This window comes from Natrinema hispanicum (genome assembly GCF_004217335.1).
Lineage (GTDB): Archaea > Halobacteriota > Halobacteria > Halobacteriales > Natrialbaceae > Natrinema > Natrinema hispanicum.
Map to the genome: position 1 here is coordinate 104133 of NZ_SHMP01000003.1, position 11837 is coordinate 115969.

Genomic DNA, 11837 nt, shown 5'->3' on the forward strand with positions numbered 1-11837 from the left:
GATCGCGCTGGGTTCAACGCCGTTGCTACGGCTGCTCGACGGTCTCGAGGACGCGATCGGTAAACGCCTCGCGGCTCATCGCCCCGGTGCTGTATTTGCGCACCCACTGCGTGTCGACGTAGAACGACAGTATCGTCGTGCCGTCGTGTTTGAGCACCCAGGAGACCCTGTCGATAGCGTCCGCAAACGCCTCGGGATCGGTGACCGCATCGGACATGTCGCTGGCGATCGACTCGAGTTTGTCCCGCAGCGCGTCGGAATTGGTCGTCGTCGTTGTCGCGACGACGGTGAGTTCGTCGCCGTCCCGGCTGATGTCCGTGACCGAGATCATCCAACTGTCGATCGTCAGCTCGTCGTCGAGCCCCGGAACGTCGCCGTTGCTGTCGTCAGTCTTGTCTTTGTCGTCGTGCGTGCCGTCGGTCTTGTCCTTGTCTTTCTTGGTGCCGTCAGTGCCGGTAGCACCGTCACCGGTGTCGGCAGTGTCATCGTCAGCGGGTGGCTGGCCGTCGGTCCCGTCCGAGTTCGAGTCGTTGTCGGTCTCGTCGCTCGAACAACCGGCGAGGACGGTCGCGAGTGCAGTGCCACTGCCGAGGAGTATCTGTCGTCGCTCCATACGCGAGGGCATCGATACCCGACATGATTAGTAATCAGCACGTGAACGACATCGGTCCCGATCAGTCAGCTGGTAATCAGGTCGACTCGAGAGGACGCAATCACCGGTGAGACTCGAGTCAAGACTGACACGGAATAATCAAGGGGACGGTTGTCACGGGCCGTGACGAGGGGTTAGGCGTCACCTACTGGCAGCGGTTCGCTCTGCTGGCAGCTTTCACACGATCGATCGATACCGTGGCCGACACACCCGAATCGTCGTCTGTCCGTGTCGAGCGAGACAGCGCTGTCACAGCACTCTCGGACGGTCTGCTGTACCGATGTCCCGGCGTCTCCGCAGGACGGGTCGCGGAGACGCCGGAACTGACTGACAGGAGTCCGTCTCAGCTGTCCGATTCGGCTTCCGTGATCGCGCTCGAGACCTCGTCGTGGGCTGCCTCCCGTCCGTCATCACTGTCGTTCGACTCCGTGTCGCTCGAGACGGTCTCGACAACGGCCTGTGTGGCAGGGTCGTCGCCGGCCGGTTCGCCATCGTCGCTGGTGTCCGGGCCCAGAATCTCGACGCCGGTCAGCTCCGCCGCGAGCCGGCGGTAGGCGACCGACGCTGGGCCGTCGGGGTTGAAAACGACCAGCGGCGTGCCGGCATAGACGCTCTCGCGGGCCGCGGGGTCTTCGGGGATCGTCCCGAGAAGCGGGACCTCGAGGCGGTCGGCGAGGTCGTCGTGGGAGATGTCGCTCCCCGAACGGGTACGAGTCAGAACCAGGCCAGCGACGTTACCGCCGGAGCGCTCGGTCAGTTCGATCGTCTTTTTCGTGTCGTTGACGGCAGCGGGTTCGGGCGTCGAGACGAGGACGACGGCATCGGCCAGACCCAGTGGCAAGACGGTCTCGTGACTGATGCCCGCTCCGACGTCGAGAAAGACGTAGTCAAACCGGTCTCGGAGGTCGTCGACGACCTCGCGCAGCCCCTCGGGCGACGTTTCGGCGTACTCGTCGAGGCTCGTGCCACTCGGGATGGCGACGATGTTATCCGCCAGTCGGTAGGTGGCGTCGTCGGTCGATGCAGCTCCGGCTAACACGTCATGAAGGGTGGTCGAGTCGGGAGCGAGGCTGACGAACCCGGCGAGATTCGCCATGCCGAGATCGGTGTCGACGATGGCGACGCGCTCGCCGGCCTCCGCGAGGGCCGTCCCGAGGTTCACCGTCGTCGTCGTTTTCCCGACGCCGCCCTTTCCGCTCGCGATGGCGTAGACCGTCTCATCAGACATACTCGGTTACTGTTCGGTTCCTAGAACGGCACCACCTTAAATCGTGACCACACTTCCCCCGTCGGGTTATGCAGTCGACATATCGAGAGCGATGACAGCGAACGGCACTCCGTGTCAGTCGGCAGGTGTGTCAAAGGATTCTTACCCACAGCACTGTTTTATACGGCTAATGAGCCAGGAGGGCGAGCAGGAGCAATCCGACCGGAAGAAATACGAGTTCCGGAAGGTTCTCGAGGATCTCAAGGATTACGACGGCTCCGGAACGCAGCTCGTGACGATCTACGTTCCAGAGGACAGACAGATCAGTGACGTCGTCCAGCACGTCACGCAGGAACACAGCGAAGCGGCCAACATCAAGTCAAAACAGACGCGAACGGCCGTCCAGGACGCGCTGACGAGCATCAAAGACCGGCTTCGGTACTACGACACCTATCCGCCGGAAAACGGGATGGTGCTGTTTTCGGGTGCCGTCGACTCGGGTGGCGGCCGCACCGACATGGTCACGAAGGTCTTGGAGAGTCCGCCCCAGCCTGTCGAGTCCTTCCGGTATCACTGCGACTCGGCGTTTCTCACCGAGCCACTCGAGGAGATGCTCGCCGACAAGGGCCTGTACGGCCTCATCGTCCTCGACCGCCGCGAGGCCAACGTCGGCTGGCTGAAAGGCAAACGCATCGAACCAGTCAAGTCTGCCTCCTCGCTCGTCCCCGGCAAGCAGCGCAAAGGTGGCCAGTCCGCCCAGCGATTCGCCCGCCTGCGCCTCGAGGCCATCGACAACTTCTATCAGGAGGTCGCGGGGATGGCAAACGACCTGTTCGTCCCCAAGCGCCACGAACTCGACGGTATTCTCGTCGGTGGTCCCTCGCCGACCAAAGACGAGTTCCTGGATGGCGATTACCTCCACCACGAGATCCAAGACAACGTCATCGGGAAGTTCGACGTCGCCTATACCGACGAGTCCGGCCTGAAAGACCTCGTCGACAACGCCGAGGACGCCTTGGCCGACGCCGAGGTGATGAAGGACAAACAGCAGATGGAGGAGTTCTTCGAGGAACTCAACGCCGGCGACCTGGCGACCTACGGCTTCGAGCAGACCCGCCGAAACCTGATGATGGGTGCCGTCGACCGACTGCTGATCAGCGAGGATCTCCGCAAGGACGTCGTCACCTACGAGTGTCCAGAGTGTGGCAACACCGACCGCGAGGTGCTCGATCGGCGCAAGTCGACGCCCGATCACACCTGTAGCGAGTGTGGTGCCGAGGTCGAGGCGACCGACGAGGACCGCGAGGACGCCATCGATCACCTCATCGAGATCGCCGAACAGCGCGGCACCGAGACGAAGTTCATCTCGACGGACTTCGAGAAGGGCGAACAGCTCTACAACGCCTTCGGCGGCTTCGCCGGCATTCTGCGGTACTCGACCGGCGTGTAAACGGCTCCTGCGTCCTCCGCTCTTTGTCAGTTGCGAGCGCCATCTTCGCGCCGAGAAACCCAACAGGATTAACATCCCGTCTGCAAACCATCGACCATGTCTCTCTCGAGCCGACGCGTCCTCGTCACGGGCGGTGCCGGATTCATCGGGTCGCACCTGACCAAGCGCTTGCTCGCCGACGGCGCGGCCGTGACCGTCGTCGACGACCTCTCGAACGGCGACCGCGATCGTATCCCCGACGGAGCCGACTTTTTCGAGGCCGATCTCACCGATCCCGATGTCCTCGAAGGGCACCTCGAGGATATCGACCTCGTCTTCCACCTCGCGGCGTCGAAACACGTCGACACCGACCGGCCACACGGCCAGTTCGACGACAACACGCGGATGACCCGGAACATTTTGGAGGCAATGGCCGACGCCGGCGTGACCGAAATCGCCTACACCTCCTCCTCGACGGTCTACGGCGAAGCGCCGCGGCCGACACCCGAGGATTATGCGCCACTCGAGCCGATCAGTGCCTACGGCGCGAGCAAGCTAGCTGACGAGGGACTGCTCTCGGCGCGGGCCCACAGCCACGACCTGACGGTCTGGAACTTCCGCTTTGCGAACGTCGTCGGCCCGCGACTGCGCGGCGCGGTGATTCCCGATTTCATTGAGAAACTGCTAGACGACCCTGAACAGCTGACGATTCTGGGCGACGGCCGTCAGGAGAAGTCGTACCTGCACATCGAGGACTGTCTGGATGCGATGTGCCACGTCGTCGAACACGCCGACGACGCGATGAACACCTACAACCTCGGCACGCGGACGACGACCTCGGTCGATCGAATTGCAACCATCGTCGCCGACGAACTCGGCGTCGATCCCGAACGAGAGTACACCGGCGGCGAACGCGGCTGGACCGGCGACGTCCCGAAGATGCGCCTCTCGATCGAGAAGCTCGCGGCGCTTGGCTGGGAACCGCAACTCTCGAGCGACGAAGCGGTTCGCCAGTCGACGCGTGAACTCATTGACGAGCTTCGCTGAGACCGGCTGCTGTCACTGTGTCTCGCCGCACGACACGGCAGGTCATGGGGACACTATAGTAGCCACTGAAAGTCAATGCACACCCGATCGCACGACGGCTGTGCGATCGGTGTGTAAATCGTTTCAGTTGTTACTATAGCACTACCTGACCGGTGTTCGGATAAGCGCAGAAACCAGAACTGATTCGTTCGCAGAAACGCCCTCGAGAGCGGGGTTCGACCCCGTCCACGCGAGTTTTAGGTGGGCTTAAATATGCGGAGTCATGAGAGGGGTGTATGACCGACGGTGACGAGCAGTCCGATTCTAACAGCCGGGTCGCGTCAGCGCTGACCCGCCGCCGGCTGACGATCGCCGGGACGATACTCGTCGTAGCCGGGCTGGCCGTCGCCGTCCGTGAAATCGAGCTCCGGACCGTCGTCGCCGAGATTGCGAGTGCCGATCCAGTCGTCCTCGGGGCTGCAGTCGCCGTCTACGTCGCCTCGTGGCCGCTTCGTGGGCGACGATACAGTGACGTGCTTGCAGCGATGGAGCACCGCAGTGACACCGCCGTTGCGACGGTCGCCGTCTTTGTCAGCCAGACGGCCAACCTCGCGATTCCGGCCCGTGCAGGTGACGCGGTGCGTGCGTACGTGATGAACCGCCAGCGGGAGGTGCCCTACGCCGCCGGGTTCGCCTCGCTGACCGTCGAGCGACTGTTCGACCTGGCGACGATCGCGACGCTTGCGGTGCTCGCGATGGCGTGGCTCGCGGTCGGCGGCGAAACGGGCCCGCTCGAGCTCGTCACCGAGGCCAGCGGCGCACGGACCGCCCTGCTGGCCGCGGCGGCCGTGAGTACGGCGACCGTCGGCGTTGGTGCCGTCGTCGTCACATCCGCGCGGGCAGACCACGGGCTCGGCGCGTGGCTCCGCGCGCAGGGGCAGGATCGGCCATGGCTCGAGGGCGTCCTCGAGGCCGCAGTCCAGTTCGCAGGCGACGTGCAAGTTGTCGCCCGCCAGCCACGGGCACTGGCTACGATTGGGACCGGGAGCCTGCTGGTGTGGTCACTGGACGTGCTCACGGCGGTGCTCGTCCTCGCGGCGCTCGACAGCGGACTCTCGATCGGGGCGTTGCTTTCGGTCGGGACGCTGGCGGTCAGCGTCGGCAATCTCGCGAAGGTGTTGCCACTCTCGCAGGGCGGCGTCGGACTCTACGAGGCGGCGTTTACGGCGCTCGTGGTCGGGTTGACGCCCGTCGGCGCGAGCGTCGCCTTGGCCGCCGCGATTGTCGATCACGCGCTGAAAAACGGCGTGACGCTGCTCGGCGGTGTGGGCGCGGGGGCCTGGCTCGGACTGTCGCTGTCGGATGCAACGACACAGCCGGAGGCGACACGAAAAACCGGTAGTGTTTTAGGCGGGCCTAAAAAATAGGTGAGCAATGAGTCAGGACATCTGTGTTATCGTCCCGACGATTCGGGAATACGAGTGCATGCGCTCGTACTTTGAAAACGCCCGCGAGCACGGCTTCGACCTCTCGCGGCTCCACGTCGTCCTCGTCACCGAGGACTTCTGTGAGACCGACGCCATGGAAGCGATGCTCGAGGAGGAAGGCGTCTCCGGCGAGGTCTTCGACGGGTCCCGCCGCGAGGAGTGGTACGAGGACCACGGCGTCGCCGAGTACAGCCACGTCGTGCCGGCGGCGAGTCACGCCGAGACGAGTTTCGGGCTGCTCTACATGTGGGTCCACGACGAGTTCGACTACGGCTTCTTTATCGACGACGACACCCTGCCCCACGATGACGAGGACTTCTTCGGCACGCATATGGAGAACCTCGCCTTTGCGGGCGAACTCGAGGAAGTCTCCTCCGACGAACAGTGGGTCAACGTCCTCTACCAGAACGCCGACGAGCACGGCCTCTACCCGCGTGGCTACCCCTACTCGGCGATGGACGAGACCGTCGAAACCGGCACGACCGAGATCGACGGCGGCTCGGTCGTCGCCTCGCAGGGCCTGTGGACCAACGTCCCCGACCTGGATGCCGTTCGCATCCTGATGGACGGCGATCTCGAGGGTCAGGCACAGACACGCACCACGGCCGAGGACTTCGGCGATGATTTCGTCGCCGCACGGGACAACTACCTCACCGTCTGCTCGATGAACCTCGCCTTCCGGCGCGAAGTGATCCCTGCGTTCTACCAGCTTCCGATGGACGACAACGAGTGGGACGTCGGCCGGTTCGACGACATCTGGTCGGGCGTCTTCCTCAAGCGCGCCTGTGACGTCCTCGGGACCCGGATCTACAACGGCGCACCGCTGTGTGAGCACAACAAGGCCCCGCGCAGCACCTTCGACGACCTCAATAACGAAGTGCCGGGACTCGAACTGAACGAGCACCTCTGGCGAGTCATCGACGAGGCGGGCGCAGACGCCGACACTTACGCCGACGTCTTCGAAGCCATGGCCCACGAACTCGCCGACGGCGACTGGTCGTCGTACAACAACGGTGCGTTCTTCAACTACGTCGGCGAATACATGCTCGAGTGGCTCGAGTGCCTGTCAGCGCTCCGGCCGGCGGCCGGGATCGAGACCGACCGCACACACGTTGTCGCCGACGATTGAACCGTCAGCTATAAGGATTTAGGTCGGCCTAAATTCACCATGATGGACAATAGAGACGATAGTGGAAAACGCGTGGTTTCGCGCCGAAACGCGCTGCGAGCAGGATCTGTATTCGGTGTCGCCTCGCTTGCAGGCTGTTTGGGGATGTTCGACAACGAACAGAACGCCGAGATACCATCGCTGTCGGAGTTCCGGGGCTCGGGTACATTGGTCGAAGGGCGTCCCGCACCGGGTGGGACGTCCATCGAGGAGCTTCCGGATCTCTCCGGAGACCTCGCCCTCTATATCGGCGGTGGCGAGGGTGGCATCTACTACGACTTCGTGGAGATGCTCCAGAACATCTATCCCGATTTCACCGTCCACTCAAGCTCCAACTCGTCGTCGTCGCTGGCCCAGACGATCGTCGAAGAGGTCGATGCCGGTGCGACCGAGGCAGACGTGTTCTGGTCGATCGACGCCAGCTCGCTTGGATTCGTCGCGGACAACGACGCCTACGAACCGCTCTCCGATACAGCGACCGAGCCGGTGGGCAACAGCCAGTTCGTCGGCGACGACAACGCGTGGGCCGGCGTCGCTGGGCGTGCACGCGCCGTCCCGTACAACACGAACGAGTTGAGCGCGTCGGACATTCCGTCGACCGTCCAGGAGTTCCCCGAGACCAGTGCCCTGCAGGGAACGATGGGCTGGGCACCGACCTACGGCGCGTTCAAATCGTTCGTGACGGCCATGCGGCTAATCGAGGGCGAAGATGCGACCCGCCAGTGGCTCGTCGACATGCGGGAGGCCGGCACCGAGCGCTACGGGAACGAATTCGATGTCTCACAATCGGTTGCCGACGAGGAGCTGACGGCCGGGTTCGCGAACCACTACTACGCGATGCGTGTGAAAAACGGACGACCGGACGCGCCAATCGATCTGGCCTTTACCGAAAGCGACGCGGGCGCGGTGATCAACGTCGCCGGTGCGATGAAGGTCAAGGGAACCCCGCGGGGAGAACTGGCCGACAACTTCGTCCGTCACCTGCTCTCCGCGGAGGCACAGGAGTTCTTCGCGACGGTCAGCTTTGCCTACCCGATGATCAGCGGCGTCAGTCCAGTCGGCGGGCTACCGACGATCGACGAACTGAGTCCACCGGACATCGATCTCGCGGAGCTCTCGAACCTGGAACCGACGCTTGACCTGATGGACGACGCTGGCGTCTCAGGATGACGATCCGCGGCCTGGTTGCACGGACTGTCGGGCGCGCAACCGGCGACGACAGCGGGGCAACCGACGTCGGACTCACCCTGCTTGCTGCGGCCATCGCAGCCGTGCTGGTACTGCCGCTGTTCTGGCTGGCCGTCGACGCCGTCGGACTCGGCGATCAAGCACTCGAGCTCGCCGTTGCCCCCCAGACGCTCGAGGTACTGGTGAGAAGCGTCGCGCTCGTCGCGATCGTCACCGGCGCGAGCGTCCTCGTCGGCGTGCCGCTTGCGGTGATAACGGTTCAGGGATCGATTCCGTTCCCCCGGTTTTGGACCGTCCTCGCGGCGCTGCCGCTTGCAGTGCCGAGCTATCTCGGTGCGTTCGCGTTCGTGTCGGCGTTTAGGCCGCAGGGCGAATTCGCCGATCTCCTCGCGCCGCTTGGCATCGAGTCGATCCCGTCAGTGTACGGGTTCGCTGGTGCGGCGTTCGTCCTGACGCTGTATACGTATCCGTACGTGTTTCTGACGACGCGCGCGTCGCTGCTGTCACTCGATGGCTCACTCGTAGAGGCGGCACGGACGCTCAACACCGGCCGCTGGACGGCGTTTCGCCGAGTCACCCTCCCGCAGATCCTTCCAGGGATCACTGCCGGTGCATTACTCGTGGCACTGTACGCCTTTGCGGACTTCGGCACGCCCAACATCATGCGCGTCGAGGTGTTTACGCAGTTCATCTATGCCCGGTACAACGCCTTCGCCCGTGACTACGCGGCGTTGCTGTCGCTGCAGTTACTGACGGTGACAGCGATCGTCCTCGCACTCGAGTCACGGATCGGCGTCGACGAGTCGGGAGCGTACGAAAGCAGTGGCCATCGTGGGAGCGCCGACCTCGAGCTCGGGCGCTGGCGATACGTGGTGTTGCTGTTGCCGACCGTCATCGCGTTGCTGGCGATCGTCCTCCCGATCGCGCTCTTCGCGACGTGGCTGATGGGCGGTGGGCCGGGCTATCAGGGCGGTGGACTGACGTTCAGCTGGGAGTATGGCTTCAATTCGGCGTACGTCGCCGTGCTTGCTGCTGGCGTCTCGATCCTCGTGGCGCTGCCGATCGCGCTCACATCGGCAACGTCGGATTCGCGGCTGGCGGAACTGGCCGACCGCGCGCCCTATATTGGCTATGCGACGCCCGGGATCGTCCTGGCGATCGCGTTGCTCAGCTTTAGCCTCGATGTTCTGCCGGCGGTCTACAAGACGGTGCCGTTGCTGATCTTTGCGTACGTCGTTCGCTTCATGCCCCAGGCGATCGGGTCGATCAAGACCTCGACGTTGCAGGTCGATCAAGAACTCGTCGAAGCGTCCCGGACGTTGGGGCGGTCGCGGCTGGGGACGTTCAGAAAGGTGACGCTGCCGCTAATCCTGCCGGGTGTGGCGGCAGGGGCCGCGCTCGTCTTTCTCACGACGATGAAGGAACTGCCCGCGACGCTGATGCTGCGCCCGCTTGGCTTCGAGACGCTCGTGACCTACATCTGGGAGATCGAGGAGGCTGGCCTGTACGGACGGGCAGCGGTTCCAGCGCTCGTCTTGGTCGCCATCTCTGGCCTGTCGATGGCCGTCATGCTCGCACAGGATGGCCGGTGATCTGACTGTGACGAGTGACCCATGAGACGACGAACGTGGCGGGCGGCGGTCGTCGCCATTGCACTTGCCGGTGCCCTCGCGGTCTGGCTGCTCGCGACGCGAACGTTTCCGTATCACTCGCTCAACCACGACGAGGGTGTCTATCTCCAGCAGGCAGCGATGCTGCTCGAGGGGCAACTGTTCATCCGGCCGCCCGTCGAGGAGAGTTTCCGCCCGTGGTTCTTCGTCGACGACGGCGACCGTCTCTATCCGAAGTATGCGCCCGTCCCTGCGGCCATCTTCGCACTCGGGAACCTCGCAGGCGGCTACCGACTCGCGCTCGCTGGCGTCGCTGCCGCGACGCTCGCGCTCGTCGCCCTGATCGTCCGCGAGGTGTTCGACCGGCGAACCGCCATTGCGGCCGCCGTGATCATGCTCTGTTCGCCGCTATTCCTGATCGAATCGGCCGTCTTCCTGCCGTATGCGCCGACGACAATGCTCAACCTGACGTTTGCCTACGGCTACCTCCGCGCCGATCGGACCGGCGACTGGCGCGTTGCCGGGGCGGCTGGCGCAGCGATCGGCCTGGCCTTTTTCGCGCGGCCGTATACGGCGGTGCTGTTCGCGACGCCGTTTATCGCCCACGCGTGCTGGACACTCGTTCAGGAGCCACGAGTCGCTCTCCCCAGACAACTCACAACGGCGGTGTTCGGACTGACAGGCGTCGGACTTGCATTGGCCTACAACGCGACCGTAACCGGATCACCGCTGGTGTTTCCCTACGAGGCGTTCGCACCGCTGGACGGGCTCGGCTTCGGGCAGCGCCGGATCCTCAACCACGAGATCGACTATACGATCGAGCTGGCGCTGCGCGCGAACGCACGAGTGCTCGCGCAGTTCGTCACCGACTGGATCGCGGGCGGTATTCTCGGCGCAGCAGTGGCCGCCGTCGGGGTCGGCGTCACCATCCGACGCGGACTTTCGCCTCGCGAGGCTATCCTCGCCGGGCTGCTCGTCACCGTCCCCGTCGGCAACGTCTACTTCTGGGGCAACTTCAACATCCTCGGAGACCTCGAGCGCGCCGGTGACGGGCTGATCGCCACCCACGGCCCGTACTACCACTTCGATCTGCTGGTGCCGGTCGCGGTCTTTGGTGCCGTCGGCGCGCTGGCGCTGGCAGCCGGGGCTCGCCGGCTGGCCGACCAGCGGCTGGCACCGCAGCCCGCACGCGCAGCGTTCGTCGCGGCGCTGCTCGTAAGCGCGCTCGCGGTTGGCGGCGTCACGGCGACGACCGTCGACGAGAAACTCGATCGGAACGCGGCCGTGACCGACACCTACGAGGAGGTCTACGCGCCGCTCGAGGACGGTCCATCCGAGCGAGCGCTCGTCTTCCTCCCGACGCCGTACGGTGACTGGCTCGCCCATCCGTTCCAAGCGCTTCGCAACGATCCGGACATCGACGGTCAACGGGTGTACGCACTCGACGAACGGCCGTTCGCCGTCGTCGACGCGTATCCCGACCGGTCGCTATACAGGCTTGCCTACCGCGGTGCCTGGGCACCGCATGCCAGCTCGCCACAGGCGGCCCGGCTCCAGCGGGTCGACCACGTCGCCGGCTCCGCGGTCGCGTTGAACACCACAGTCGGCGTCCCGTCGACAGCCGAGGGAGTCACGATGACCGTCACGACTGACGACGACAGTGCCACCGCCGTTGCCGCGAACGTCTCAGAAGAGACGCCCGTTCGACTGACCGTCACCGACGAGAGCGTGCGTATACACGGGGCTTCCTGGGACAGTACCGAGCCGCTCCCAATCGACGACCGAGACGACATCGTCGTGAACGTATTCGTCGATCAAGGGCCTGGCAGCAGTTTCAGCTACCGACTCGAGCTGCCGGTTCGCACTGAGGGAGACACCGTCCGGGCACTAACACCCAGCGTCGAACGGTGCAGTTCAATCCGGGATTGTGGCGGCGAAGCGGCGTACATTCCCGATCAGTCCCCGGATGGCCTGTTCGTCCGGACTGAACTTTCCGTTTCGGACGCGAACTGAGAGGGTTCGATCGCCGGCTCAGCGAGGACACGGTGAGCTGTCCGCATCGCTCAAAAA

At 64.2% G+C, this 11837-nt stretch carries 9 protein-coding genes; 7 read left to right on the forward strand and 2 right to left on the reverse strand.

Translation table 11 applies throughout. The annotated features are described in order from the left end of the window. Positions 1-25: 25 nt before the first annotated feature. Both BDK88_RS01230 and minD read right to left on the reverse strand, forming a co-directional pair. Positions 26-613, reverse strand: coding sequence for a hypothetical protein (locus tag BDK88_RS01230; RefSeq protein WP_130498799.1), 588 nt, complete (start codon positions 611-613; stop codon positions 26-28). 382 nt (positions 614-995) lie between these two features. Continuing rightward, the gene (gene minD / locus BDK88_RS01235) at positions 996-1880 is read right to left on the reverse strand and encodes a cell division ATPase MinD (RefSeq protein WP_130498800.1); all 885 of its coding nucleotides are present in this window, start codon (positions 1878-1880) and stop codon (positions 996-998) included. Between the two features lie 169 nt (positions 1881-2049). Between minD and prf1 the strand changes: the two genes are divergently transcribed. The 7 genes from prf1 to BDK88_RS01270 all read left to right on the forward strand — a co-directional run bounded on the left by prf1 (position 2050) and on the right by BDK88_RS01270 (position 11780). Next, positions 2050-3309 (forward strand): peptide chain release factor aRF-1, encoded by a 1260-nt coding sequence (gene prf1 / locus BDK88_RS01240; protein WP_130498801.1) that lies wholly within the window; start codon positions 2050-2052, stop codon positions 3307-3309. Positions 3310-3405: 96 nt separating this feature from the next. Further along, positions 3406-4335 carry an NAD-dependent epimerase/dehydratase family protein gene (locus BDK88_RS01245; RefSeq protein ID WP_130498802.1) on the forward strand — a complete coding sequence of 310 codons (930 nt, stop codon included), beginning with the start codon at positions 3406-3408 and terminating at the stop codon, positions 4333-4335. A gap of 275 nt (positions 4336-4610) precedes the next feature. Further along, positions 4611-5741 (forward strand): lysylphosphatidylglycerol synthase transmembrane domain-containing protein, encoded by a 1131-nt coding sequence (locus BDK88_RS01250; RefSeq protein WP_130498803.1) that lies wholly within the window; start codon positions 4611-4613, stop codon positions 5739-5741. 7 nt (positions 5742-5748) lie between these two features. Next, on the forward strand, positions 5749-6930 hold the full coding sequence (locus tag BDK88_RS01255) for an alpha-1 4-glucan-protein synthase (protein ID WP_130498804.1): 1182 nt from the start codon (positions 5749-5751) through the stop codon (positions 6928-6930). A 39-nt stretch (positions 6931-6969) separates the two neighbouring features. After that, positions 6970-8139, forward strand: a complete 1170-nt coding sequence (locus BDK88_RS01260; protein ID WP_130498805.1) for an extracellular solute-binding protein — start codon at positions 6970-6972, stop codon at positions 8137-8139. Beyond that, positions 8136-9749 carry an ABC transporter permease gene (locus BDK88_RS01265; protein WP_130498806.1) on the forward strand — a complete coding sequence of 538 codons (1614 nt, stop codon included), beginning with the start codon at positions 8136-8138 and terminating at the stop codon, positions 9747-9749. The genes BDK88_RS01260 and BDK88_RS01265 overlap by 4 nt, the downstream gene beginning before the upstream one ends. A 21-nt stretch (positions 9750-9770) precedes the next feature. Then, positions 9771-11780, forward strand: a complete 2010-nt coding sequence (locus tag BDK88_RS01270) for an ArnT family glycosyltransferase (RefSeq protein ID WP_130498807.1) — start codon at positions 9771-9773, stop codon at positions 11778-11780. Positions 11781-11837: the final 57 nt, after the last annotated feature.

Coding starts and splice junctions, on each gene's coding strand:
- minD (WP_130498800.1), bottom strand. CDS start 1,880: ATGTCTGATGAGACGGTCTACGCCATCGCGAGCGGAAAGGGCGGCGTC.
- BDK88_RS01255 (WP_130498804.1), top strand. CDS start 5,749: ATGAGTCAGGACATCTGTGTTATCGTCCCGACGATTCGGGAATACGAG.
- BDK88_RS01245 (WP_130498802.1), top strand. CDS start 3,406: ATGTCTCTCTCGAGCCGACGCGTCCTCGTCACGGGCGGTGCCGGATTC.
- BDK88_RS01260 (WP_130498805.1), top strand. CDS start 6,970: ATGATGGACAATAGAGACGATAGTGGAAAACGCGTGGTTTCGCGCCGA.
- BDK88_RS01250 (WP_130498803.1), top strand. CDS start 4,611: ATGACCGACGGTGACGAGCAGTCCGATTCTAACAGCCGGGTCGCGTCA.
- BDK88_RS01270 (WP_130498807.1), top strand. CDS start 9,771: ATGAGACGACGAACGTGGCGGGCGGCGGTCGTCGCCATTGCACTTGCC.
- prf1 (WP_130498801.1), top strand. CDS start 2,050: ATGAGCCAGGAGGGCGAGCAGGAGCAATCCGACCGGAAGAAATACGAG.
- BDK88_RS01265 (WP_130498806.1), top strand. CDS start 8,136: ATGACGATCCGCGGCCTGGTTGCACGGACTGTCGGGCGCGCAACCGGC.
- BDK88_RS01230 (WP_130498799.1), bottom strand. CDS start 613: ATGGAGCGACGACAGATACTCCTCGGCAGTGGCACTGCACTCGCGACC.